General features: G+C 69.3%; 19 protein-coding genes and 3 pseudogenes. 10 read left to right on the forward strand and 12 right to left on the reverse strand.

From position 1 onward, the window contains the following. Nucleotides 1-78: 78 nt before the first annotated feature. The 4 genes from qcrB to ctaE are packed head-to-tail and all read right to left on the reverse strand — an operon-like array spanning nucleotide 79 to nucleotide 4,286. Nucleotides 79-1,770: a cytochrome bc1 complex cytochrome b subunit gene (gene qcrB / locus ACQPYM_RS17025; RefSeq protein ID WP_433021725.1), complete on the reverse strand. Its 1,692-nt coding sequence runs from the start codon at nucleotides 1,768-1,770 to the stop codon at nucleotides 79-81. Further along, on the reverse strand, nucleotides 1,767-2,795 hold the full coding sequence (qcrA, locus tag ACQPYM_RS17030; RefSeq protein WP_433023309.1) for a cytochrome bc1 complex Rieske iron-sulfur subunit: 1,029 nt from the start codon (nucleotides 2,793-2,795) through the stop codon (nucleotides 1,767-1,769). The genes qcrB and qcrA overlap by 4 nt, the downstream gene beginning before the upstream one ends. Nucleotides 2,796-2,817: 22 nt before the next feature. Then, nucleotides 2,818-3,687: a cytochrome bc1 complex diheme cytochrome c subunit gene (gene qcrC, locus ACQPYM_RS17035; RefSeq protein ID WP_433021727.1), complete on the reverse strand. Its 870-nt coding sequence runs from the start codon at nucleotides 3,685-3,687 to the stop codon at nucleotides 2,818-2,820. Continuing rightward, entirely contained in the window at nucleotides 3,684-4,286 is a 603-nt protein-coding gene (ctaE, locus tag ACQPYM_RS17040) for an aa3-type cytochrome oxidase subunit III (protein WP_433021729.1), read from the reverse strand. Before ctaE ends, qcrC begins: the two co-directional genes overlap by 4 nt. A 142-nt stretch (nucleotides 4,287-4,428) precedes the next feature. Between ctaE and ACQPYM_RS17045 the strand changes: the two genes are divergently transcribed. The 3 genes from ACQPYM_RS17045 to trpD are packed head-to-tail and all read left to right on the forward strand — an operon-like array spanning nucleotide 4,429 to nucleotide 6,915. Continuing rightward, nucleotides 4,429-5,346 (forward strand): cytochrome c oxidase assembly protein, encoded by a 918-nt coding sequence (locus ACQPYM_RS17045; protein ID WP_433021731.1) that lies wholly within the window; start codon nucleotides 4,429-4,431, stop codon nucleotides 5,344-5,346. Between the two features lie 56 nt (nucleotides 5,347-5,402). Beyond that, nucleotides 5,403-5,819 carry an Rv3143 family two-component system response regulator gene (locus ACQPYM_RS17050; RefSeq protein ID WP_433021733.1) on the forward strand — a complete coding sequence of 139 codons (417 nt, stop codon included), beginning with the start codon at nucleotides 5,403-5,405 and terminating at the stop codon, nucleotides 5,817-5,819. A gap of 10 nt (nucleotides 5,820-5,829) precedes the next feature. Next, a complete protein-coding gene (gene trpD / locus ACQPYM_RS17055; protein ID WP_433021735.1) occupies nucleotides 5,830-6,915 on the forward strand; it encodes an anthranilate phosphoribosyltransferase in 1,086 nt (361 codons plus the stop codon). A 66-nt stretch (nucleotides 6,916-6,981) separates the two neighbouring features. Here trpD and ACQPYM_RS17060 read toward each other — a convergent pair whose 3' ends face one another. Next, nucleotides 6,982-7,605, reverse strand: coding sequence for a hypothetical protein (locus ACQPYM_RS17060; RefSeq protein WP_433021737.1), 624 nt, complete (start codon nucleotides 7,603-7,605; stop codon nucleotides 6,982-6,984). A 1,071-nt stretch (nucleotides 7,606-8,676) separates the two neighbouring features. Here ACQPYM_RS17060 and ACQPYM_RS17065 point away from each other — a divergent pair. After that, on the forward strand, nucleotides 8,677-9,168 hold the full coding sequence (locus ACQPYM_RS17065; protein ID WP_433021739.1) for a hypothetical protein: 492 nt from the start codon (nucleotides 8,677-8,679) through the stop codon (nucleotides 9,166-9,168). A gap of 769 nt (nucleotides 9,169-9,937) precedes the next feature. On the opposite strand, the gene ACQPYM_RS17070 is transcribed toward ACQPYM_RS17065, so the two are convergent. From ACQPYM_RS17070 to ACQPYM_RS17085, 4 genes and pseudogenes are all read right to left on the reverse strand, one after another. Beyond that, complete coding sequence (locus tag ACQPYM_RS17070) at nucleotides 9,938-12,055, reverse strand: hypothetical protein (RefSeq protein WP_433023540.1); 2,118 nt, start codon at nucleotides 12,053-12,055, stop codon at nucleotides 9,938-9,940. Between the two features lie 657 nt (nucleotides 12,056-12,712). Next, nucleotides 12,713-12,781: pseudogene (locus tag ACQPYM_RS17075) on the reverse strand (DUF2510 domain-containing protein); the annotation flags it as partial. A gap of 50 nt (nucleotides 12,782-12,831) precedes the next feature. Next, a complete protein-coding gene (locus ACQPYM_RS17080) occupies nucleotides 12,832-13,119 on the reverse strand; it encodes an Lrp/AsnC family transcriptional regulator (RefSeq protein WP_270131066.1) in 288 nt (95 codons plus the stop codon). A gap of 313 nt (nucleotides 13,120-13,432) precedes the next feature. After that, the gene (locus ACQPYM_RS17085) at nucleotides 13,433-15,235 is read right to left on the reverse strand and encodes a DEDD exonuclease domain-containing protein (RefSeq protein ID WP_433021741.1); all 1,803 of its coding nucleotides are present in this window, start codon (nucleotides 15,233-15,235) and stop codon (nucleotides 13,433-13,435) included. Nucleotides 15,236-15,473: 238 nt separating this feature from the next. Between ACQPYM_RS17085 and ACQPYM_RS17090 the strand changes: the two genes are divergently transcribed. Both ACQPYM_RS17090 and ACQPYM_RS17095 read left to right on the forward strand, forming a co-directional pair. Continuing rightward, entirely contained in the window at nucleotides 15,474-16,781 is a 1,308-nt protein-coding gene (locus ACQPYM_RS17090) for an NYN domain-containing protein (protein WP_433021743.1), read from the forward strand. Between the two features lie 227 nt (nucleotides 16,782-17,008). Further along, on the forward strand, nucleotides 17,009-17,227 hold the full coding sequence (locus tag ACQPYM_RS17095; protein ID WP_433021745.1) for a hypothetical protein: 219 nt from the start codon (nucleotides 17,009-17,011) through the stop codon (nucleotides 17,225-17,227). 180 nt (nucleotides 17,228-17,407) lie between these two features. On the opposite strand, the pseudogene ACQPYM_RS17100 reads toward ACQPYM_RS17095, so the two are convergent. From ACQPYM_RS17100 to ACQPYM_RS17110, 3 genes and pseudogenes are all read right to left on the reverse strand, one after another. After that, a pseudogene (locus ACQPYM_RS17100) lies at nucleotides 17,408-17,476 on the reverse strand (hypothetical protein); the annotation flags it as partial. Nucleotides 17,477-17,485: 9 nt separating this feature from the next. After that, nucleotides 17,486-17,644: an RICIN domain-containing protein gene (locus ACQPYM_RS17105; protein WP_433021747.1), complete on the reverse strand. Its 159-nt coding sequence runs from the start codon at nucleotides 17,642-17,644 to the stop codon at nucleotides 17,486-17,488. Between the two features lie 173 nt (nucleotides 17,645-17,817). After that, nucleotides 17,818-18,552: pseudogene (locus ACQPYM_RS17110) on the reverse strand (RICIN domain-containing protein); the annotation flags it as partial. 489 nt (nucleotides 18,553-19,041) lie between these two features. On the opposite strand from ACQPYM_RS17110, the gene ACQPYM_RS17115 reads away from it, so the two are divergent. From ACQPYM_RS17115 to ACQPYM_RS17130, 4 genes are all read left to right on the forward strand, one after another. Further along, nucleotides 19,042-20,112 carry an NlpC/P60 family protein gene (locus tag ACQPYM_RS17115; RefSeq protein ID WP_433021749.1) on the forward strand — a complete coding sequence of 357 codons (1,071 nt, stop codon included), beginning with the start codon at nucleotides 19,042-19,044 and terminating at the stop codon, nucleotides 20,110-20,112. A gap of 154 nt (nucleotides 20,113-20,266) precedes the next feature. Further along, a complete protein-coding gene (locus ACQPYM_RS17120) occupies nucleotides 20,267-21,805 on the forward strand; it encodes a hypothetical protein (RefSeq protein ID WP_433021751.1) in 1,539 nt (512 codons plus the stop codon). Next, entirely contained in the window at nucleotides 21,798-23,090 is a 1,293-nt protein-coding gene (locus ACQPYM_RS17125; RefSeq protein WP_433021753.1) for a M48 family metalloprotease, read from the forward strand. The genes ACQPYM_RS17120 and ACQPYM_RS17125 overlap by 8 nt, the downstream gene beginning before the upstream one ends. Then, entirely contained in the window at nucleotides 23,087-24,208 is a 1,122-nt protein-coding gene (locus tag ACQPYM_RS17130; RefSeq protein WP_433021755.1) for a glycosyltransferase family 4 protein, read from the forward strand. Before ACQPYM_RS17125 ends, ACQPYM_RS17130 begins: the two co-directional genes overlap by 4 nt. The last annotated feature ends 150 nt before the right edge of the window (nucleotides 24,209-24,358 follow it).

The following is a 24,358-nucleotide window of genomic DNA, read 5'->3' on the forward strand; positions in this document are numbered from 1 at the left end:
GAGCCGCCATCGCGCTGACACGGCCGGAAAAAGCAGAAGACCCCGGCCGGAGCCGGGGTCTTCTGGGTGGTGCGTGGATCAGTGCTGCTTGGTGCTGCTGACCTCGCGGGTCGTGTCCTCGTCCAGCTCGACGGTGCCTGTGACGCCTTCCACCGCTTCGTGCTCGTCGTGGTGGCCGTGCGCGTGGGCCTCTTCGATCTCTGCCGCCGTCGGCTTCTGGACCGCGTCGGCGAAGTAGAACTTGGACAGCTTGGCGCGGACCTTGTTCAACGCCCGCTTCGGAGCCCGTACGCCGTTCTCGTCCGTTTCCGGGCCGATCTCGAGCGGGAGGATCCGGTCGCGGGCGGTCAGCTCGTAGGCCTCGTACTTCGAGATCGGGGTGTGCTTCTCGTAGTACTCGCCCTCGGGGGTCCGGACGATGATGCCGGACTCGAGGCCGTGCAGGAGCCGCTCGTTGTCGGCGCGCTGCAGGGAGATCGCGATCCGCCGGGTGACCCAGAAGGCGAGGATCGGGCCGAGGAAGACCGCGAACCGCAGGAACCAGGTCACGTTGTTCAGCGAGACCCCGAAGTGGGTGGCGACCAGGTCGTTGCCACCGGCGATCCAGAGCAGGCCGTAGAACGTGATGAACGCGGCGCCGATACCGGTCCGGGTCGGCATGTTGCGCGGCCGGTCCAGCAGGTGGTGTTCGCGCTTGTCGCCGGTGATCCAGGCCTCGATGAACGGATACAGGGCGACCAGGGTGACGAACGCCGGCGGGATGATCAGCGCCGGTATCAGCAGGTTCCAGCTGAGCGTGACGCCCCAGAACTCGGACTCGAATCCCGGCATCAGGCGCACGGAGCCCTCCAGCCAGCCCATGTACCAGTCGGGCTGGGAGCCTGCGGTCACCTCGGCCGGGTTGTACGGCCCGTACAGCCACACCGGGTTGATCTGCAGCAGTGCGCCCATCAGGGCGGTGATGCCGAAGACGACGAAGAAGAAGCCACCGGCCTTGGCCATGTAGACCGGCATCAGCGGGTAGCCGACGACGTTCTTCTCGGTCCGGCCGGGACCCGGGTACTGCGTGTGCTTGTGGTACACGACCAGGAACAGGTGCGCCGTCACCAGGGCCAGGATCAGACCTGGGATCAGCAGCACGTGCACGGTGAAGAACCGGGACACCATGTCGTCACCCGGGAACTCACCACCGAAGATGAAGAAGCTCAGGTAGGTGCCGATCACCGGGGAGGCCTGGATCATGCCCTGGGTGATGCGAAGACCGGTACCGGACAGCAGGTCGTCGGGCAGGCCGTAACCGAGGAAGCCCTCGATGATGCCGAGGAACAGCATCCCGAAGCCGATCACCCAGTTGAGCTCACGCGGCTTGCGGAACGCGCCGGTGAAGAAGATGCGGAGCAGGTGGACCATCATCGAGGCGACGAACAGCACGGCCGCCCAGTGGTGGATCTGCCGCATCAGCAGACCGCCGCGGATGTCGAACGAGATGTCCAGGGTGGAGGCGTAGGCCTCCGACATGTGCAGGCCCTTGAGCAGGCTGTACGAGCCCTGGTACTCGATCTCGGCCATCGAGGGCTTGAACCAGAAGGTCAGGAAGACCCCGGTCAGCAGCAGGATGATGAAGCTGTAGAGAGCGATCTCACCGAGCATGAAGGACCAGTGGTCCGGGAACACCTTGCGAAGGTTCTTCTTACCGATCTTCCCGATGCCCAGACGGTCGTCCAGATACTTGACCGGCGGGGGGAATTCTTTCTCAGCCACGGTTGTCACCCTCGTTCCCAGAAGCTCGGGCCGACCGGCTCGGTGAAGCCGCTCTGCGCGACAAGGTAGCCCTCTGCGTCCACGGCCAATGGTAGCTGAGGCAGCGGACGGGCAGCCGGGCCGAAGATGACCTTGGCACCGTCGGCCAGGTCGAACGTCGACTGGTGGCACGGGCACAGCACGTGGTGCGTGGTCTGCTCGTACAGGGAGATCGGGCAACCCACGTGGGTGCAGATCTTGGAGTAGCACAGGATGCCGTCGATACCCCAGTTCTCCCGGCCGGCGGGCGGCCGGATCTTGTCCGGCTCGATCCGGACCACGATCACCGCGGCCTTGGCCTTGGCGTTCTGGTACTCGACCGGGCTCTCGTGCTGGATCGGCTCCAGGTTCGCCGGGGCCGCGTTGACCAGCTGGCCGACGACCAGGTCGGACGGCTTGATCGGGCGCAGCGTGACGTCGTTGACGACCCGGATGCCCTTGGCCCAGATGGTGTTGTAGAGGGCGCGACCGGGCAGCGGGCCGAGGTCGCGGAGCAGCACGATGGCCGGCAGACCGAGCAGGCCCATCGCGCCGATCAGCGACCGGCGGATCAGCTTGCGGCGGGTGAAGCCGGACTCGGCCACGCCGACCTGGAACGCGTCGACGATCTCGGTCTTCTGCTGCGGCGTGGAGTGCGCGTCGTGCCGGTCCTCGGCGATCTCGGTGTCGACCATCAGCTTCTTGGCCCACTGGATCGCGCCGGCGCCGATCAGGAACAGCGAGATGCCCAGGCAGAGCCCGAGCGTCATGTTGTTCGCGTTACCGGTCAGCGGCCCGAACTCGAGGATGGCGTCGCGCGGGATGGCGAAGTACGCGACGCAGGAACCCAGCGCGAGCAGCCCGGCCAGGCCGAACATCGTCGCGACCTGGCGCTCGACCCGGTCGGCGGCCAACGGGTCGATGTCGGTGATGCGGAGTTCGTGCGGCTCGATGCCCGGGTCCGGGATCGGCTCCGCCAGCACCACCTGGCCGTCGTGACCCTGCTCCGCCTTCACGGCGGGCAGATTGTCCTTGTCGTCACTCACTTGCCTTTACCCCCTTGGCCTTGACGCCCTTCGCGCCGATCCAGACCGCCATGCCGACCAGCAGGCCGATGCCGACGAGCCAGCCCCACAGGCCTTCGGAGACCGGGCCGAGCCGGCCGAGGCCGAAGCCGCCCGGGTCCTTCTGCTCCTGCAGCGCGTGCAGGTACGCGATCACGTCACGCTTGTCGTCCGGCTGCAGGACCTGGTCGGAGAAGACCGGCATCTGCTGCGGGCCGGTGAGCATGGCCTCGTAGATGTGCTTGGGGTCGACGTTCATCAGCGACGGGGCGTAGCGGCCGTTCGGCAGCGCGCCGCCCTTGCCGGCGAAGTTGTGGCACGCCGTGCAGTTCGTCCGGAACAGCTCGCCACCGCGGGTGACCTGCTCGTCGGTGACCTTGCTGATGTCGTACGACTCCTCGGCCGGTACCGCCGGGCCGGGAGCGAGGGAGGCGACGTACGCCGCCAGGGCCTCGATCTCCTCGGGCGTGTACGCCGGGGCCTTGCGCGGGACCTGCGCGTTGGGCTGCATGGCCGGCATCCGGCCGGTACCGACCTGGAAGTCGACAGCGGCCGCGCCGACACCGATCAGGGACGGCCCGGCCATCTTGCCTTCGCCGTTGCCAGCACCCTCGGCGTTCAGACCGTGGCAGCTCGCACAGCCGACCGCGAAGAGCTTCTTGCCCTCTTCGATCTGCTGGGACTGGGCCGAGTTGTCCGCCACCGCGTTGTCGGGGGCGAAGGCGGAGTACGCCGTCCCCACCGCCAGGAGGCCGAACAGGAGCACGACGAGGCCGGCTGACCGGTGCCGTCGTCGCGCGGAGAGGAAGCGCGCCGGTGACAAGGAAAGTCTCTTCTCACTCATTTGAGCAGGTAGATGGTCGCGAACAGGGCGATCCAGACCACATCGACGAAGTGCCAGTAGTACGACACGACGATCGCGGAGACGGCCTGTTCGTGGGTGAACTTACGAGCCATGTACGTCCTGGCCAGGACGTACACGAAAGCGATGAGACCGCCGGTCACGTGCAGACCGTGGAACCCGGTGGTCAGGTAGAACACCGACCCGTACGGCGAGGACGCGATCGTCATGCCCTCGTGGATCAGGGTCGCGTACTCCGTCACCTGGCCGGCGATGAAGACCGCGCCCATCAGGTAGGTGAGCACGAACCACTCGCGCATGCCCCAGCCGCGGACGTTCGCGACCGATCCGGTCCGGCCGACCTTGCCGTGCTCGGCGGCGAACACACCGAGCTGGCACGTCACCGAGGACAGCACCAGGATCGTCGTGTTGATCGCCGCGAACGGGATGTTCAGCATCTCGGTGGACGCGTCCCAGAGCGTCTCCACCCCCGGTGCCGCGGCAGCGGTCGTCACCGACCGGATCGTGAAGTACGCCGCGAACAGGGCGGCGAAGAACATCAGTTCGCTCGAGAGCCAGACGATCGTGCCGACACTGACCATGCTGGGACGGTCGTGGTGTCCGTGTTCACGAGACGCTGGGAGCGCGGTTGCAGTGGCCACGGCGTCATTATGTCGGTCCGGGTATCCGACAGCACGCCCACCCCCATGCATGTCGGCGTGATCTTGTTCCTACTGTTGAACCGTGCTTCCCCTCCACGCCCAACCCGGCGACCAGATCGAGCCGTTCACCGCGGTCAGGCTGCTGACCGCCTGGACGTTCGAGCCGGTGTTACTCGCGGTGATCGTGGTCGTCGGCGCCCTCTATCTGTACGGCGTCCACCGCCTCCGCGCGCGCGGGGACAACTGGTCGCGCGCCCGGACCTTCTCGTTCGTCGGCCTCGGCCTGGGCAGCGCGCTGATCGCCACCCAGTCGGGAATCGGCAGCTACGACACCGTGCTGCTGAGCGTGCACATGGTCCAGCACATGATCCTGTCGATGATGACGCCGCTGGCGATGGCGCTCGGCGCGCCGGTGACGCTTGCCCTGCGCACCCTTCCGCAGCGGCCGCGGGGCTGGTTGCTCTCCGTGTTGCACTCTCGCTTCGCCAAGGTGATCTGCTTCCCGATGATCGGCTTCACCCTGTTCGTGCTGAGCCCGTGGGCGCTCTACTTCAGCGGCTGGTACGACGCGACGCTCCGCTCGACGTTGCTCCACGATCTTCTGCACGTGCACTTCATCGCGGTCGGCGCGTTGTTCTTCTGGCCGTTGCTAGGCCTGGATCCGGTGCCCGGCCGGGTGATCTACCCCTTCCGGCTGATCCTCACCTTCCTCACACTGCCGTTCCACGCCTTCCTGGGGATCACGATCATGTCCGCGAACCGCCTGATCGCGGAGGACTGGTACACGGCCTTCGGGCGCTCCTGGCCACCGTCGCCGCTGCGCGACCAGTACGTCGCGGGCGGTCTGCTCTGGGGCTCCGGCGACATCATCGGGCTGATCTTCTTCGGGGTGCTGTTCGTCCAGTGGGTCCGTCAGTCGCAGCGCGAGGCCAAGCGGGAGGACCGCCGGCTGGACCGGTTGGAGGAGCAGGCGCGCAGAGCCGGACAGCCTCCCCGGTAGCATTCGCGGTGTTGTCCGCATGTCCACTCGTCACAGACACAGCTTGGGATGAATCGATGAGTTCAGAGCGTCCGCTGAAGGTGCTGGTCTACAGCGACGACCGCACCACGCGGGAGTCCGTCCGGCTGGCCCTGGGCAAGCGGCCCGCCGCCGATCTGCCCGAGCTCGAGTACTTCGAGTGCGCGACCGAGCCGGCCGTGATCAAACTCATGGACGCCGGCGGCATCGACCTGGCCATCCTCGACGGTGAGGCCGTCCCGGCCGGTGGCCTGGGCATCGCCCGCCAGTTGAAGGACGAGATCTTCCAGTGCCCGCCGATCCTGGTGATCATCGGCCGCCCGCAGGACGCGTGGCTGGCGACCTGGTCGCGCGCCGAGGCGGCCGTGTCGCACCCGATCGACCCGATCCGGCTGGCCGAGGCAACCGCCGAGCTGCTCCGGCAGCGGGTCGCCAAGCTGCCCGCGACCACCTGATCCCGGCGCCATGGCCGCCCCTCTGGATCCCCCCGCCGGTACTGCGCCTGGCGGGCGCGCGCTGACCTGGCCGCAGGTACTCAACCCGTTGCTGCGGCACCAGGACCTCGACTCCGCCGCGACCGCCTGGGCGATGGAGCAGATCCTGTCCGGCGCCGCGTCGCCCGCGCAGCTCGCGGGTTTCGTGATCGCGCTGCGCTCCAAGGGCGAGACGGTGACCGAGGTCGAGGGCATGGTCGCGACCATGCGCGAGTTCGCCACCCGGATCGACGTACCGGGCCGGACGCTCGACGTCGTCGGTACCGGTGGTGACCAAGCCCACACTGTGAACATCTCCACGATGTCGGCGATCGTCGCGGCCGGCGCCGGGGCGAAGGTGCTGAAGCACGGCAACCGGGCCGCCTCGTCGGCTTGTGGTGCCGCGGACGTGCTGGAGGAGTTGGGTATCCCGCTCGACCTCACCGCCGCGCAGGTGGCGGCCGTGGGGGAGCTGGCCGGGATCACGTTCTGCTTCGCTCCCGCGTTCCACCCGGCGTTGCGGCATGCCGCGGTACCGCGGCGTGAGCTCGGCGTGCCGACCACGTTCAACTTCCTGGGCCCGTTGGCCAACCCCGGTAATCCGTCGGCGCAGGCCGTTGGGGTCGGGGACGGGCGAATCGCCGGGCTGATGGCCGGCGTACTGGCTCGGCGGGGGATCGACGCGCTGGTCTTCCACGGGGACGACGGGCTCGACGAACTGACCACGATGACGACGTCGCAGGTCTGGACGGTCGGGCGCGGGGCAGTCGAAGGACCGGAGACGCTGGATCCGCGGGAGCTGGGTATCGCGCCGGTGCCGGCTGATGCGTTGCGGGGAGCGGACGCGACGTACAACGCGAAGGTCGTGCGAGCTCTGCTGGACGGCGAGCCTGGGCCGGTGCGCGACGTCGTACTGCTGAACGCGGGTGCGGCGCTGGCGGCGCATGAGGGCAGCACCGGGCCGCTGGTTGCGCGGATCCGTGCAGGAATGGACCGGGCGGCCGAGGCGATCGACTCCGGCGAGGCCAAGAGCGTGCTGGACCGCTGGATCGCTGCTTGCGTCGAGGTCCGTTCGTAGTTTCGGTGTACCTCGGTCAGAGCCCGCCTCCCGCGAGTGTTCGCGGGGGCGGGCTCTTGTCGTGTGTCAGCCGGCGATCTTGATCTCCTGGACCTTGGAGCGCCAGATCTCGATCCACTGCGGCGTACTGCCGGCGATGTCTCCGATCGCGACGTCGGCGGTGCCGTCCCCGCGGTCGATCACGGTGACCAGGACGGTGGAGAAGGTCTCCGGCAACTTGGGCACGCTGACGGCGACCTTGATACTCAGTTCGTGCCCGGTGTGCCCGTCGACGGTGATCGGCGTGTGGGTGGACTTGCCGATGAACTTCACGTTCTCGTCGTACAGCCCGACGATCGCCCGGCTGGCCGCCTGGATGGTCGCCGCCTTCAGCCCTGCCGGGGTACTCACCACCTTGATCTTCGGGTTGAGCCCGCCGAAGGCGACGAAGTTGCCCCACTTCGCCTTCTTGCCGTCGTACTTGTCGTGCACGGTCAGCCAGGTCGCCGCACCACCGTTGAGGCCGGCCTGGAACCCGCTGCCGTAGTCCTCCCACTCCGAACCCAGCAGCGGCATCGTGTCCTTGTTGAAGGCAACCATGTTGGAACCGAGCACCTGCCCCCGCGGTGGTGGCGGCGTGGTCGGCCGCGCCGACGGACTGACCGTAGTCAACGGCTCCGACTTGGCCGAAGGCAACGAAACCGGCGTCACCGCATCAGCCTTGTTCCAGATCCAACTAGCACTGAGCCCGGTAACCACCAGAGCCCCCACGACCAACCCAACAGCCCCCACCAACCGCGAACTACGCGCACCCCCACCACCCGGCCCGTACTTAGGATCATCCACAATCCCATAAGCCTCTTCGCCCACACCCTCGTCCCCGCGCGCCAACGGCGCGCTCCGCCGAGGCTCCCCACCCTGAGACACCGGCGCACCCCGCAGCGGCTCCCCACCCTGCGACAACGGCCCACCTTGCCCGCCCGGGCCACCAAACGCCGGCTGCCCAGGCCGCGCCCCCGTGCCGTACGGCGCGGACTGCGCCGCCTGCTCGGCGGGCCCGTAACGCGGCATCGACTGCCCCGGCTGACCACTCGGCCGCCCAGGCTGCTCGCCTGACCCTCCGGCCATCGACTGGCCGGCCTGCCCGCCCGCGCCGTACGGCGCAGACTGCCCCGACTGCTCGACGGAGCCGTGACGGGGAATCGACTGTCCTGGCTGCTCGGCGGACCCATAGCGCGGCATTGGCTGCCCAGGCTGGTTACCCGACGCAGTTGCCGGCTGCACACCTGACCCTCCGGACATCGGCTGGCCAACCTGCCCGCCAGCGCCGTACGGCGAGGACCGCCCTGGCTGCTCGGCGGACCCGTAGCGCGGCATCGGCTGCTCGGCGGTGCCGTACTGCGGCATCGGCTGCCCCGACTGGTTGCCCGGGCCGGCTCCCGGTTGCCCGGGCTGTTCGCCGGAGCCTCCGCCCGCTGGCTGGCCCGGCTGATTGCCTGGCCTATAGGGCATTTGCTGACCTTGCGGCCGCTGGCCGGCCTGCCCTTGCGAGCCGACCGGTGCGTTTCCAACTGGCTGTCCGGCCCGGGGCTGCGTGCTGCCTGGACCGCTGGCTCCGGCCTGCCCCGGCCATGGCTGCGGACCGGTTGGTCCGTTGGCGGGTACTCCCGGCTGCGATTGCTGTCCGGGCTGCGGCGGCTGGTTCGGGCGGGAGGGCTGCGATTGCTGGTTTGCTTGGCGGGGTTGCTGATTCGGCTGCCCGTAGCCGGGCGCCTGCGGCGCTTGCCCACGCTGAGGATCCTGCGGTCCCGCCACCTGCTGAGGACCTTGCGGTCCCGCTACCTGCTGAGGACCCTGCGGTCCCGCTACCTGCTGAGGACCTTGCGGTCCCGCTACCTGCTGAGGACCTTGCGGTCCCGCTACCTGCCGAGGATCTTGTGGTCCCGCCGCCTGCTGGGGATTCTGCGGACCGGCCGCCCGCAGAGGACCTTGGGGACTCTGCGGCCCGGCGCTGTGTTGACCGTGTGGTCCCGCGCCCCGCTGACTCTCCGGCAGTTGGCCCGGCGACGCCTGACGGTGCTGCGGGCTCTGCGGTGCCGGCGTGTGCTGGGCCTGCGGGCCGACGCTGGGTTGCGCACCCTGCAGGCCGGCGCCGGACTGTGCGCCCTGCCCGGTGCCGGGCCCTGCGCCCAGCGGCCCATGGCCGGTCTGGCCGTGAGCTCCCGGTCCGTGCTGGCTCTGGGGCGCGGCCCCGTGCTGGGCCTGGGGCGCTGACCCGTGCTGGCCCTGCGGCGCCGAGTTGTGCTGGGCCTGCGGTGCTGACCCGGGCTGGCTCTGCGGTGCCGGGCCGGGTTGACCCTGCGGGGGCTGGCTCGGTTGGAACCATTGCTGCTGACCAGGTTGGGTTGGTCCGGCGGGGTCAGGTCCTGGCGATGTGCTGCGGTTGTCCGCTGGCGGTTGCGGCGTATCGGTGTCTGGTCTGTGTGAGGGCAGGGGCGGTGGAGCTGGGGCGCGTGACTGGCCGAGTAGAGGGTCGGACGAGTCCTGGCCGGCGCCGGTCGAGGTGCTTGACGGGCGAGGGTCAGTAGGGGCGTCGTCTGGGGTGAAGCTTGGGGGTGGGGGAGGGAACGACGTTGAGGGGACCTGGCCGGCGGCCGGTGGTGCTGCGGAACGCCAGTCCTGTGGCGGGCTCGGCGGCGGCCCCGACGACAACGGACCAGCCGACAACGGATCCGTCGACGATGGGCCGGCTGACAGAGGATCAGTCGGCGAAGAGCCGTGCGACAGCGGACCAGCCGACGAAGGCGTGGTCGACAAGGGATCGGATGAGGACGGGCCGGCCGACAGAGGAGCAGTTGGCGATGAGCCGTGCGACAGCGGGCCAGCCGACGAAGGGGCGGTCGGCAAAGGACCAGGCGACGAAGGCGCGGTCGACAACGGATCGGTCGACGACGGGTCGGTCGACGACGGGTCGGTTGGCTGGTTGGTGGGTGGGGGTGGGGCGCTGTGGCGGGCTGGTGGGCGGGGCGTGGGGGTTTCGTTCTCAGCCAACGTTGATTCCCTTGTAGACCTGGCTTTCGGCCGTTTTCAGATCTGGCCGGTTCGTGGGGATGTCACTGATGTAGGCGACCGCGGTGCCGTCGCCGAGGTCGAAGACCGCGACCGTCAGCAGCAGTACCGAGGTGACCTTCGGGGACTTCGCCGTGACGGTCTCCTGGAAGTACCAGCCCTTCTTGCCCGATCGCTCGACCGCGCCGTTGCTCACCGCCTTGTAGCTGACCGGGATGTTGCCGTAGTTCATGTTGTGCACCTGGGTCAGCAGCGCCTGCGCAGTCGCCTTCGGGTCGCCGCTGAACGGTGTCGCGGTACCGAGCCCGCCGACGAACATGTCCGCGTACCAGTCGTTGCTGCCGTCGAAGTCCCTCTGCAGCAGGACGTACTGGCCGCTGGAGTTCAACAGTTGCGGGATCAGCCGCTTGCGATCCGACCAGCCGCCACCCTGACGCGGGAACGAGATCGCGTCCGAGCTGATCCGGCTTCCCTCGTGCAGCTTGGGGTCCTTCGACTGGCCTGGCTTGGTGCCGGGCGCACCCGACGTCGCCGGTGTTGTCGGGGCGCTGCCGGTCGGCTGCGGTGCGGGGGTGGTGCCCGGGTCGGCGGTCTTCTTGTCGGCGCCGTTGACGATGAGGAGGACTGCCACCGCGACGAGGATCACCAGCGCGACAGCACCGCCGATGATCAGCGGCGTCTTGTTCATGCCGCCGCCGCTGTCGCTGTCCTTGCTCTTGTCCCTGCCCTTGCGGACACCGCCGCCCTGTGGGCCGCCGTCTCCTTGCCACTGTGACGGGCCGGTGTTCTGCCAAGTGCCAGCGGTTTGCTGGGTCTGCTGGCCGGTGGAACCCCACTGAGTGCTTGCCTGCGGCCCAGTCGCGCCGGCCGCACCCCACTGCGTAGTGGTCGGCTGCGGCGGATCAGGCATCTGTACTGCGGATGCGCCCCATCCGTCGCCACTCGTCTGCGGCGAGCCGGAACTACCCCACCCACCAGCACCACCCTGCTGCGCACCAGCCGCGTGCCCGCCCCCAGCACCACCTTGCTGGCCCGCAGCCGCACCCCACCCATCAGCAGCAGTCTCCTGCGGCGCACCAGAGGCGTCTCCGCCACCGGCACCACTTTGCTGGGTCGCAGATGCGCCCCAACCACCAGCAGCCGTCTCCTGCGGTGCACCTGCGCCCCAGCCACCAGCAGCCGTCTCCTGCTGAGTCGCTGCACCCCATCCATCAGCAGCACCTTCCTGCCGTGCGGATGCACTCCACCCGTCGGCAGTCGGGTCTTGCGTCGCCGGTTGCTGGTTTGAGGGTGTGCCCCAGCCATCCGTGCCGGTCTCCTGCGGGGGCGTGCCCCAGCCACCCGCGGCTGTACCACCCGAAGCGCTGGAACTGCCCGACGCGCTGGAACCGCTTGCGTCGCCGCTGCCCTGCTGCGTGCTAGCGGCACCCCAGCCGTCAGCAGCTGCCTGCTGCGTGTTGCTGCTACCCCAACCGTTGCTGGCTTCTTGGGCGTTGGTGCCCCAGCCGCCGTCGTCGCCTTGCGTGGTGCCAGCGGTGCCGCTCTGGGCGTAGTCGCCTTGCGGAGCAGTTTCCTGCTGATCGCTGGAGCTCTGAGCTGGCGTGACCTCGACCGGCGAACCCCACGGAGTGGCGCTGCTGTCCGACGTCGGCACGTTCTCGTCCGACAGCAACGAATCGTCGGTCCGACCGGTCGGCGTCGAGCCCCAAGCAGCAGAACCCGCCGCTGCGTCGTCGCCGGTCGGTTGTGACCAACGCGTGGTGGGCTGCTGCGTCGTGGTGCTGATCTCCTGGGTCGTGTCCGCGTCAGGCGTCGGGTCCTTCGGGGTCGGCGCCTCGGTGGGTGGTTGCGTCCAGTTGGTGGCGGCCCACGACTTGTCGGGCTCCGGCTTGGGGGTCGGCGTCGGCGCAGTACTGGATGAGTCGTGCGCCAGGGTCAGCTTCCAGCCGGTCTGCTGGGCAGTCTGCGCTTGCTGGTTGGCCTGCTCGTTGGCGAGCTCGGCCTGGGCCTGCGTGATGGGTTCGGCATCCTCAGGCGGCGCGGGACGCTGGGTCCAGTGGCCGGCCGCGGCCGGAACCTCTACTGGTGCCATCCACGTCGACTTAGCCTTCTCCGCAGGACTCAACCGAGGCCCCGAAGTACCGGCTGCCGTACCCGTGTCAGCCGTGTCAGCCGCCTCAGCGGTAGACGCAGCGGCCGCCCCAGCCGAGCCGGTGCCCGAACCCGCGCCGTCCGACTCGGCACCCCAACCAGAACCAGCACCCGCGCCCTCAACCCCAGCAGCCCAACCAGCACCGCCGTTCGCAGGGGCAACCGCCGACGAACCAGCCCCGCTGACGGCCGCAGCCTGAGTCGACGAGTCAGCCCCGGTCGAGGAGCCGGCCCCGGTAGCGCCTGCAGCCCAAGGTGACGAGTCAGCCCCCGTCGACGACCCGACCCTGCTTGCGGAGCCAGCGCCCGTTTCCATGTCAGCTCCGGTCGAGGAGGCGCCACCGGTCGCGGTGGTAGCCCCGGTCGACGAGGCAGCTCCGGTCGACGAGGTAGCTCCGGTCCAGGAGCCGGTGCCGGTCGCGGAGCTGGCGCCTGTCGCGGCAGCAGCGTCAGTTGACGAGGTGGCGCCGGTGGAGGGGACGGCTGCGGAGGTTCCGCCGGTCGAGGCTGCGCCCGTTGAGGGGATTGGGGCCGGTTCGGGAGTGGGGGGTTCGGCCGGGTCTGGTTCTTTTTCGGTCCGGTTGGTCCACTGCGTCCCGTTCCACCAGCGAATGGTGTTGGGCTGTCCGGTGGGGTCCGGATACCAGCCGGCGGGAGGGTTGCTCATGCGTTCACCGTAACTTCAGCGCGTGTCAGTCAGCCCGTGGATTCGGGTGCTCAGAAGCCCTGTTCCTCGCCGAGGCTGAAGGCGGCCTCCAGGTCGTGGGTCGAGTACGCGCGAAAGGCGATGTGCGTCTCGGTGCTCAGTACGCCGGGCACCCGGTTGACGTGGTCGGGGATGACGGAGGCGAGGTCGTCGTGGTGGGCGACCCGGACCATCGCGATCAGGTCGAGCCCGCCGGTGACCGAGTACACCTCGCTGACGCCCTCGATCGCCGCCACCTGCTCGGCGACCTCCGGGATGCGTGCGACGTCGGCCTTGATGAACACGATCGCGGTGACCATGTCGTCCTCTCCTCGAAACCAGCCCCCTACCGCGCTGAAGCATAGTGCCGCCAACGCCTGCTCCCGGTATGTGCGTCGCGATCGCTCAGGTCTTGAGCCAGCGCTGGACCACGAAGGTCAGCACTTGCCGTTCGGGGGTGCCCGTGGCCCGGTCCGGCGGCGAGTCGCCGCTGGACGTGCATCCGGTCAGCAGCACGCCATGGTCAGTGCAGTGGCGGGGAGAGGAGTGCGAACGGGGCAGCCTCATGGGTAGTGGAACAGACACTGAGTGTAATGACGCCAGGGGGTGCGGAGGGACTGCCTCAGTAAGTACTCAGCGGGCGGTGATGCCGAGGGGGCGCATTCTGCGGCGGCGTTCGCTGGGGTGGTGGTGCTCTTCGGAGTGCGAGTTGTCCAACCGGGCCACGTGCCGGCCGGCTCCGCTGATCGGGCAGCTCCAGGTGCCGTCCATTTCGACCAGCCGGACGCCGGGGGAGTCGAGCCAGCGCAGTACGAGCTCTATTTCTTCGGGGGATGCGGACGCCACCGGGCCGATACCGGGCAGGACCGTCTCGGCGGAAGCTCGCAGCATGTCCAGGTACTTGCGGGGATCCGTGCCGCGCGGGCTGATTCCGGCCGCGGCCAGGCGGCCCCGGCGGATCACGTGCAGCTCCCAGCCGCCGTCGTCAGTTCGCTTCGCCGCGCAGATCTCCGCGCAGCCGGTGACCGAGGCCATCCGCTGCATCTTCGCGCTGCCCCGGACGAAGGCGCTCAGCCGGTCGCGCTGGACCGCGGCGTCCTCGAAGCGCTCGTCGGCGGACAGCAGGTCGATCCGCCGGTCCAGCGCCGCGATCACCGGCGCCGGATCATGAGTCAGCGCAGCGCGCAGGGACGCCACGAACGATCCGTAGCTCTCCGGCGAGATCCGCCCGTCACAAGGCGCCACGCACCGGCCCATCTCGGCCAGCACACACGGCGAACCCTGCGGCGCCCGCGACATCCGGTCCGTGCATTGCCGGATCGGGAACGCCTCGTGCAGCGCGGCCATCGCCCGCTCGGCCGTCTTCCGCGAAGTGAACGGCCCGAGGTACCCCGCGTCGTCGTCGCGCACCTGCTTCACCAGTGACAGCCGCGGGAACGGCTCGACCGTCACCTTCAGCCAGTGCTGCCGTTCGGGGAACTTCGAGCGCCGGTTGTACCGCGGTTTGTGCTCGGCGATCAGCCGCAGCTCGCGTACTTCGGCCTCGAGCGCCGTACCGCACTCGATGCCGCGCACCCCGCTGGCGATCCCGATCATCTCGCCGATCCGGGTCCGCTGCTCGGAGGCGGTGAAGTAGGACCGGACGCGAGTGCGCAGATCCTTCGACTTGCCGACGTACAGCACCTCGCCGCGATCGTCGGTGAACAAATAGACACCAGGGGCGTGCGGCAACGACTCGGCCAGGTGCCGCTTGGCCCGCACCTGCGGGGCGACACGCGACGAGAACGTCTGCAGATCCTCCAGCGTCTGCACGCCGAGCGACCCGACCCGCTCGAACAGTCCGTGCAGTACGTCGACCGTGGCGCGCGCGTCCGACAGGGCCCGGTGGTTCGGCGTGACCGTTGCCCTGAACAACTTCGCCAGCGTGCTGAGCTTGCAGTTCGGGGTCTCGTCCGGGCTCAGCACCCGCCGGGCCAGCGTCGCGGTGTCGACGACGGCGAAGTCCGGCCAGTCGTAGCCGTTCACCTGGGTGTCGTGCTTGAGGAAGCCGATGTCGAAGGGCGCGTTGTGCGCGACCAGCACACAGCCGCGAGCGAACTCCAGGAAGGCCGGCAGCACCGACTCGATCCGCGGCGAGCCGGCCACCATCAGGTCGGTGATCCCGGTCAGTACGGCGATGAACGGCGGGATCGGCTCGGCCGGATTGACCAGCGACTGGAACTCGGCGACCAGTTCGCCGCCGCGGACCTTGACCGCGCCGATCTCGGTGATCCCCGATTCGCCCGGCGCGCCGCCGGTCGTCTCCAGGTCGACGACGCAGAACGTGACGTCGCGCAACGGCGTACCGAGGTCGTCGAAACTCGGCTGGACGCCGCGGATCGGCGTCGCCGGTCCGGAGGCCGGGGCGGCGGCGCGATCCGGCAGGGGGCTGCTCATGACCACGACGCTAGAAGCCCGCACCGACAATTCCGGTCCGGACACGCGGCCCGGCGCCGAGCGGCGGCCGGCCGGCGACCGGGATCAACCCGCAATCAACATGGCAGACCCGCCGCTACCGACTACGCTCTCTGTATGCGTACACAAGCGATCACTGTGATTCCGGGCCGCGCGCCCGGTCACTGTGGTCCGCATCACTGGCTGTGCCAGAGGGCCGTGCCGACCAGACTGCGGACCGGTGGCTGAGGCAGGCACCGCCGCGAGCTCCGCTGCCACCACCTTGCCCGAACCCGTCCGGCAACGGGTCTTGCAACTGGCCGCCCAGGCACTGGGGCAGATGCCCGCGACCGACATCCCACCACCGCTGCGGCGGTTCGCCAGCTTCGCTCCTGGCAAGCGCGCGAAGCTGTCCGCCTCCGTGCTCGGCCCGATCCTCGAGACCGACGACCACTTCCGCAAGCTGGTCGCCTTCGAGGTGCGCCAGGAGCACCAGGCACTGGGTGACGCTGTCGCCGACGGACTCGCAGTACCGGCCGCGGAGCCGACTGAGGTGGCTGCGCTGGCGTATCTGCTCCGCCCGGACGACTGGGAGCAGCGGGTAGCCGAGGCCGCCCAGCTGCCGCCGGAGAAGCCCGCCGTGGACGAGGACGTCGTCAAGCGGCTGCAGGACCAGCTTGACCAGGCGCGCACGGAGACCCGCCAGGTGCGCGAGCGCCTGCGCGAGCAGGTGTCGGAGCTGAAGGCCGAGAACGTCACACTGCGCCGCAAGCTGAACGAGGCGCGCCAGCGGATCACCGGTCTGCAGGAGGATCTCGCGCTGCGCACCACTGAGGCAGCGACCGCCGACGAACGCGTGGACGCGGCCCGGGCCGAGGTCGAGCGCGAACTGCGCAAGCTGCGCGCCCGCATCACCGAGCTGGAGGCAGTAGAGCACGCAGCCCGCCGTACTGCAGGGCAGGAACGGGAAATGGCCTCGACCAGAACGCGCCTGCTCCTGGACACCTTGGTAGAAGCAGCAGGAGGACTCCGTCGCGAGCTGGCCCTGCCGCCCGGGGGAGAGCTCCGCCCGGCCGACACGGTCGCCGGCGTGGAGCCATCGCACGCACCAGTCGGCCGTACTGCGCCCGACGACGACCCGGCGCTGTTCGACGAGTTGCTCGCCTTGCCGCAGGTGCACCTGATCATCGACGGCTACAACGTCACCAAGACCGCCTGGCCGAACTCCCCGCTGCACTCCCAGCGCCAGCGGCTTGTCACCGCACTGGGCGCGCTGGTGGCCCAGCGACGGATCGAGGTCACCGTGGTCTTCGACGGCGCCGAGCTGTCCGGCCCGGTCCAGCTGAACCCGCCCCGCGGCGTACGGGTCCGGTTCAGCCCGGCCGGGGTGATCGCCGACGACGTGATCAGGCAACTGGTCCGGGCCGAGCCGCCCGGTCGCCCGATCGTCGTCGTCTCCACCGACCGCGAAGTTGCCGAGAGCACCGTCACCATGGGCGCCCGCGCGCTGTCCGCCACCACCCTGATCGCCCGGATCGCCCGCGGCTAGTGCCCGGCGTACAGCTCCGGCCTCTGCGCGAAGACGATCTACCCGTCGTCGAACGTGTCTGAGACCGGTCCGTACTGCGTCGTAGCGGGCCGGTGACGCGCGGTCGGCGAAAAACTGTCGGTGGGGTTCTCTAGCGTCCTTCTCAGCCGGATGCAAGTCCGGGGCTTCCCCACCTGAAGGACTGTACTGAGGAGGACGTTGTGCTGATCGACTGCGACGCATGTGTGATGAGAGGTCCCGGCTGCCGGGACTGCGTGGTCAGCGTGGTGCTCGGCATGCCACCCGAGCAGAGTTCCCTGCGGATCGACGACGAGGAGCTGGCCGCTCTCGACGTACTGGCCCAGTCCGGTCTGGTGCCGCCGCTGCGCCTGGTGCACGCGGTCGACAGCGCGGAGCTGGAGCCGGGCCACCGGCACAGACCGGAGCCGTCCGCGGACACCGCCTGACCCGCACGCCTGACCCAGCTTTGTCCGCGAACCGCTCGGTCTACCACCGGTCACCGGTTCACCCTTGTTTCTCCAATCTCCATTGCTGGCAAGGCAATCGGAGCGATCCACCGGGTAGGGGACGACGTGTCCTCCGTTGGCGGTCGAGCAGCCGCTGACCTGTACCGCCGTCGAGCTGCCTGTGTCGATGATCTGGTAGAGGTCGTCGCCCAGCGGCTTGAGCTGCCATTTCTGGCTGGAGCTGTTCAGCCAGTCCCACTATCTGATGCCCCGGTCCGGGATGCAGTCCTTGATGTCCAGCACGTAGTTGCTGATCACCGGCGAGACCTTGTACCTGCCCTCGAGTTGCGGAGTGTTGAGGGCAGCCCGCAGGATCCACTGCTGGCTGGCCACCGCGGCACACGGCTGCTGGACCACCTTGGCGCCGTCGCCGGTGGCGCCACCCGCGATCGCACCGCACTTGTTGCTGTGCGCAACTTCATCCGGACCACCGTGTCGTAGCTACTGCCTTCGGCATACTCCAGCAGCACCTGCTGATTGGCGGTCCCGGCGCAGTGCCACTGGATTACCGGGGTGCTCTGCGCGCCGACGTCCAGGCAGCGCGCCTTGCCGTCGCTCGGCGCGACGTTCACATGCACCGATTGGACCTCGAACTGATCCGTTCCTGCCTGCGGCACGATCCGGAACCGCTGGTGCAACCCGCCGGCACAATCCCACTGCTGCAGGTTCGCCGGGTTCGTCTGACTGGCACCGGCCACCTCGAGGCAGCGGCCGCTGTTCCTCGCCACCAGCTCGTACGTCCGGTGCTCGATGTCGAACTTCGGGCCCAGGCTGGCACCGACCCTTGCCTCCTGGCCAGCGCGCCACCGGCTGGGTGAAGGCAGCCCCGGTCGAATCCAGCACGTGTACTGCGCGGCCGCCACCGTCGAGCGACTGCACCCGGGTGCGCCAACTCCCGGTGCCGCTGGCCAGTTGGACGATGATGTCCGCCTTGGTGTCGCCAGTGACCTCTCCGCCGAGGACGCGGCGGTACTGAGCGGCCAGGCCGCGCCCCCACTCGTCCAGGCCGGCGCTGCCGGTGCGGCGTACCGGTTGCCGTCGGAGTTCAGCAGGTAGAGCGAGATGCGGCGGCCGGGCTCCTCCCGGAACAGGCCGATGTCCGCGCCGCCCTTGTCGTCGAAGTCGCCTTGCACCGAGCGGGTCCGGAACAGGGGGAACCCGCCGTTGTCGCCGCTGTCCCAAGCCAGCGTGCCGGTGCGGAATCCGTCGGCCTTCGCCGACAGGTTCCAGACCGCGGTCCGCCCGAACCCGTGGTCGAGCACCATGCTCACGTCGGCCCGGCCGTCGTTGTTGATGTCAGCCCGGGCCGGCTTCGGGCGCGGCGCGTCCAGTGCGGCCAGGTCGTCCAGGAATACGAGAAGCTCGCGAAGCTCCTGGGCATCACCTTCCCCTTCCCCTTTCCCTTCCCCTAGCCCTCCGTCAGCCCCAACAGGAGGCCCCTCCGCACCCCCGCGGAGGGGCCTCCGTGCCGCGCGAACGGGCTTCGTGTCAGGAGTCTGGGAGAGGACGCTGCTGCTGGGGGTGATTCGGGGCTGGGGAAAGGGTTTGCTGACGTTAAGTTTGGATCAAACCAGAGGGGCGAATTGCACCGGTCACGAATCGGTTACTACTGTTACCTCTCGTTGCCTCACAGTGTCGGTCGACCAGACCGCGCGGGCAGCGAAGATTCAGCGCCGAGGGAGTGACCGGCCGGTCGAACGGACCAGGCGGGTTGACGGGGACGGCAACGAGCAGAGGAAGGGACCGACCGGGCTGTGTCCATCGGCCGCACGAAGCGCTTCAGGGGCATTGCCCTCGCCGCCATCACCTCCACCGCCGTCGTCGCCGGAGTGATCTTCATCCAGACCGGTGCTGAGGCGGAGCCGAAACCGAACCTGGAGCAGGCGAAGGCCCAGGTCGCCGCGCTGCAGGAGAAGGCGTCGGCCGCCGGCGAGGCGGCCAACGACCTCCGCGGCCAGATCACCGCAGCGCAGATCCGGGTGAAGGCGCTGCAGGCTGGCATCGCCAAGCAGCAGGCCCAGGTCGACACGGTCAAGCGGCAGATCGGTTCCCTCGCGGTCGCCGGCTACCAGACCTCCGGGATGACGACGACGGCGCAGTTGCTGCTGTCGACGAACCCGGACCAGTTCCTCAGCCAGGCCTCCACCGCGCAGGCGTTCGCCGGCCAGCAGAACTCGGCCCTCCGCCGGTTCCAGGCCGCCCAGGGCAAGCTCACCGACCTGCAGGCCAGCGAGCAGAGCGAGCTCGCCGCGCTGGAGGCCGTGAAGGCCCAGCAGCAGGCGCTGAAGAAGCAGCTCGACGCGAACGTCGCCGCCGCCGAGAAGGTGCTCGACAAGCTGACCGACGCCGAGCGCGCCAAGCTCCGGGAGGAGCAGGAGCGCGAGGTCGAGAAGGCCAACGACGAGCGTAAGCGCGCCAGCCGCAGCAACGACCGGATGGACGACGAGGAAGACACCACCCCGGTACCGGCCAACGGCCGCGCGGGTGTCGCGGTCCAGGCCGCGATGGCCCAGCTCGGCGACCGGTACGTGTGGGGCGCCGAGGGTCCGAGCTCGTTCGACTGCTCCGGCCTGACGAAGTACGCCTGGGGCAAGGCCGGCGTCTCGCTGTCGCACTCGTCGAAGGCGCAGTTCGGCGAGGGCCGCAGGGTCAGCCGCGGTGAGCTGCAGCCCGGCGACCTCGTTTTCTACAACAGCCCGATCAGCCACGTCGGCATGTACATCGGCAACGGCCGGATGGTGCACGCACCGAACCCGGGCCGGCCGGTCAAGACCGACGACATCGACTACATGAGCGGGTACACCGGCGCGGTCCGTCCGGGCTGACCCGCACCTCTGCATGATCATCGGCTCCGGGGGAACACAGGCCCCCGGAGCCGCCTCGTTTGCCGACTCCGCCCACGCCCGTGTTTGACTGTCCCAGGAGGCACTCAGTGCCCTTCGCTGCGGCCGGTCGGACCATCTCCAGTGAAGGACCAGCGTGACCTCTCTGACTGGGGCAGGCGAGCAGCGAGGGGCCGAGGTGGTGGACGAGCACGGTAGGACCGCGTCCGCCACGGACGGTGACGAGCGGGTTTCGCCGTCGGAGCAGACCACGATCCAGATCCCCGCGCAGCATGCCGCGGGCAACGGTCAGCAGCGTCCGCCGCTGGCGGAGGCGCTCCGGGTGGCCGGCGCTTGGAGCTCCGCGCACGGGCCGATCGTCCAGAAGGTCGCGATCGGCGTCGCGGTCTGCCTGGTCGGGGTGGCCGGATTCGCCGGCCTGCGCAAGATCGCCGACGCGCCCGCCGATCCAGGGGCCCAGGGCACCAGTGTCCAGACGCCGTCCGCCGAGAAGTCGACTCCGGACGAGGCGGCCGAGGGCGTACGCCGGGCCGCCGCGGGCCAGGCGGTGCTGCAGAAGATGGCCGACGCGATCGAGGAGGAACGCAAGGCCAGCTTCCTGGACACCATCGACCCGAAGGCCGGTGACTTCGACACCCAGGCCCGGACCATCTACAGCAACCTCGGCAAGTTGCCGTTGACCACCTTCCAGCTGCGCTACGTGGGCGATGACCCCGGCGCGCTGACGCCGGACCGGCGCAGCGAGCTGGGCGGGAGCGAGTCCTGGCTGGCCCAGGTCGAGGTGTCCTGGCAACTGACCGGCTTCGACACCAAGCCCGCCCGGGAGACCCTTCCCGTGACGTTCGTCACCCGCGACGGTACGACGTACGCGGCATCCTTCAGTGACCGGTTCGTGGCCGGGCAGCGGCGGCCGATCTGGGCGATGGGCGGGATCGAGGTCGCCAAGGGGGAGCGCAGCCTGGTGATCAGCCTCGACTCGCAGGCCGACGCGGACGACTACGCGGCGGTGACGGATCGCGCGGTCGAGTCGGTGACCGAGGTCTGGGGCAAGAACTGGAAGCAGAAGGCGGTCGTCTACCTGCCGGCCAAGCAGTCCGAGATGGAGTCGGTGCTCGGCGCCCAGCCTGGCACCTACACGCAGATCGCCGCGGTCACGATGGCCGAGCTGGACACCCCGCAGGTCGGTGCGCCGCTGCGGATCGTCGCCAACCCGAAGCTGTTCGAGGAGCTTGGCAAGCAGGGCCGCCGGATCGTGCTGACCCACGAGACCACCCACGTCGCCTCGGTGGCCACCGCCTCGCCGGTACCGTTGTGGCTGGCCGAGGGTTTCGCCGACTACGTCGCCTTCGACGCCGTGTCCGTCCAGGACGAATCGGCGGCGAAGGAACTGTTCAAGGCGGTCCGGGCCGGCAAGGTACCGAAGGCGCTGCCCTCCCCGGAAGCGTTCGCGGCCTCGTCGACCGAGCTGCCCCTGGCCTACGAGTCGGGCTGGCTGGCCTGCCGGCTGATCAGCGAGCGGGAGGGGCAGAGCAAGTTGGTGAAGTTCTACCGGGCGGTGCACGCGTCGAAGAGCCCGACCGGACTGGCGGACGCCTTCCGCACCGTGCTCGGCACCACCGAGCAGGAGTTCACGGCCGACTGGCAGAAATACCTGAAGAGGCTCGCCGGTGTCTGAGCCGGCCGGGGAGCCTGCCACCGAGCCGGCTGCCGGGCCGGCTCCGCTGCGAGCCGCCCGGTTGGCTCCGGTCGGGGCGGCGCTGGTCCTTGCCGCGGCCCTCGCCGTCGTGATCATCGCGACCACACCGTGGCACCTGATCGACCTGCCGAAGCCGGACGCCGCCCTCGACTTCAGCACCGCCGAGATCGACCGGCAGCAACAGTTCCGGGAGGAGTTGTTGCCCTGGTCAACGACCTCCTGGATCCTGTCGCTGCTGGTCCCGCTGGCGATCGGCTTCAGCCCCCTCGGCCGCCGCCTGTACGCCGTGACGCGGACCCGCCGCTGGTATCTGGCCGTCCCGGTGGTCGTGCTCGCGCTCGGCCTGCTGGTAAGTCTGGTGACGTTGCCCACGGACATCCTGGCCGAGCGGGTCACCCAGAAGTACGGCCTGTCGACGGAGCCCTGGAGTCTGTGGTTGCGGGACCGGTTGACCAACTGGTTGCTGATGTCCCTGGCTTTGGTTGCCATCAGCCTCGGATTGGTTGCCCTGGCCAAACGGTGGCGGACCTGGTGGTGGGCGCCTGCGGCGATCGGCGCTGGCGTGCTGGTGCTGGGCGTCTCGTTCGCCTATCCGGTGCTGGTCGAGCCACGGTTCAACGAGTTCACCTCGATGCAGGCCGGGCCGCAGCGGAACGACTTCATGGAGCTCGCCCGCCAGGACGGCATACCGGTGAAGGACGTGCTGGTCGCTGACGCGTCCAAGCGGACGACGGCCCTCAATGCTTATGTGTCCGGGTTCGGGTCGACGCGGCGGCTGGTGGTCTACGACACGTTGCTGAAGGACGCGTCGCCGGCGCGGGTCCGGCTGGTGGTCGCGCACGAGCTCGGGCACGCCGCTGAGCGCGACGTCCTGCACGGCACGCTGATCGGCGCACTAGGTTCCGCCTTCGCCGTCGTCCTGCTGAGGTTGTTGCTCGGGGCCCGAATGGCCGACCCGCGCAACACCGCGCTGCTGCTCGCCCTGATCGTCGCCGCTACGACGCTCGCCTCACCGGTGCAGAATCTGGTCAGCCGGAAGATCGAGGCCCGCGCGGACTACAGCTCGCTGCGGCTGACCGAGGACCCGTCGGACTTCGTCGAGATGCAGCATCAGCTCTCGGTGCGCAACATCTCCGGCCTGGAGCCGAGCCGCTGGCGGTACTGGATGTTCGCCAGCCACCCGACGCCGCCCGAGCGGATCGCGATGGGCCGGGCCTGGGCCGCCGAGCACGGCAAGACAGTCCCGCCGCTGGTCCAGAAGTGACCGTCCTGGTCGTCACCAACGACTTCCCGCCGCGCCAGGGCGGGATCGAGACGTTCGTCCGCTCGTTGTGCGACGAATTGCCCGAGCCGGTGGTGTTCACGTCCCGGATGCCGGGCGCCGCGCAGTACGACGCGTCGCTTCCTTTCCCAGTCGTGCGAGACCGTACGCGGATGCTGCTGCCGACGCCGCGGGTCACGCGGAACGCAGTACGGGTGATGCGTGAGTGCGGCGCCGACCGGGTCGTCTTCGGAGCCGCCGCGCCACTCGGCCTGATGGGTGCGACCCTCCGCAAGGCGGGCGCTCGGCGGATCGTGGGGCTCACCCACGGGCACGAGACCTGGTGGGCCGGTACGCCGGGAGCGCGCCAAGCGCTCAGGCGCATCGGCGACGCGGCCGACACCCTGACATCGGTCTCGGCCTGGTGCGAGGAACAGATCGCTCCGGCGCTCTCGCCCGCTGCGGCCGGCCGGATGCGGCGACTCACACCGGGCGTCGACACGGCGAGGTTCTTCCCCGGTTGTGGGGGAGAGCAGATGCGCAAAAGGCTCGGCCTGGAAGGCGTGCCGGTGGTTGCCTGCGTGTCCCGGTTGGTGGCGCGCAAGGGGCAGGACACGCTGATCAAGGCTTGGCCGCGAGTGCTCGCCGTCGTACCGGATGCCGTCCTGCTGCTCGTCGGTGGCGGCCCGGACCGGGATCGGCTGGAAGCCCTCGCGCGGAAGACTGGGGTGACACGCGCGGTGCGCTTCACCGGTGCGGTGCCGTGGCGGGACATCCCGCCGTACGTCGATGCTGCCGATGTGTTCGCAATGCCCTGTAGAACAAGGCGTTTCGGGCTGGAACCGGAGGCGCTGGGCATCGTCACGCTGGAGGCCTCGGCGACCGGTAAGCCGGTGATCGTCGGCGACTCCGGGGGAGCCTCCGACACTGTCCGGCACGGCGAGACGGGCTATCTGGTCGACCCGTACAACCCGGTCGCCACGGCGGTTCGCCTGACCGAGTTGCTGACCGATCCGGCCAGGGCACAGGCGATGGGCGAGGCAGGTCGCGAATGGGTCGAGGACGAGTGGACCTGGGCCCGGTCGGGCCGGCTACTCCGCGAGCTGCTGGACGTGCGCTGACAATGCTGCTGGACCTGCGAACGCGATCATGTACTCTTGGCGTCATGCATCAGATGTCCCGAATCGCAGCAGCCGTACGAGCTTCCCGCTCTCCGGCTGCCGCTGCCTGACATCTGCTTCACTCCAACCGGCGACCGGAAACGGTCCGCC

The sequence above is a fragment of the Kribbella sp. CA-294648 genome (assembly GCF_050943845.1).
GTDB lineage: Bacteria > Actinomycetota > Actinomycetes > Propionibacteriales > Kribbellaceae > Kribbella.

What these genes read in the sequence shown, in the direction of transcription:
- ACQPYM_RS17070 (WP_433023540.1), bottom strand. Translation starts at nt 12,055, where the DNA reads ATGGCACCAGTAGAGGTTCCGGCCGCGGCCGGCCACTGGACCCAGCGT.
- ACQPYM_RS17050 (WP_433021733.1), top strand. Translation starts at nt 5,403, where the DNA reads ATGAGTTCAGAGCGTCCGCTGAAGGTGCTGGTCTACAGCGACGACCGC.
- ctaE (WP_433021729.1), bottom strand. Translation starts at nt 4,286, where the DNA reads ATGGTCAGTGTCGGCACGATCGTCTGGCTCTCGAGCGAACTGATGTTC.
- trpD (WP_433021735.1), top strand. Translation starts at nt 5,830, where the DNA reads ATGGCCGCCCCTCTGGATCCCCCCGCCGGTACTGCGCCTGGCGGGCGC.
- ACQPYM_RS17085 (WP_433021741.1), bottom strand. Translation starts at nt 15,235, where the DNA reads ATGAGCAGCCCCCTGCCGGATCGCGCCGCCGCCCCGGCCTCCGGACCG.
- ACQPYM_RS17080 (WP_270131066.1), bottom strand. Translation starts at nt 13,119, where the DNA reads ATGGTCACCGCGATCGTGTTCATCAAGGCCGACGTCGCACGCATCCCG.
- qcrC (WP_433021727.1), bottom strand. Translation starts at nt 3,687, where the DNA reads ATGAGTGAGAAGAGACTTTCCTTGTCACCGGCGCGCTTCCTCTCCGCG.
- ACQPYM_RS17095 (WP_433021745.1), top strand. Translation starts at nt 17,009, where the DNA reads ATGAGAGGTCCCGGCTGCCGGGACTGCGTGGTCAGCGTGGTGCTCGGC.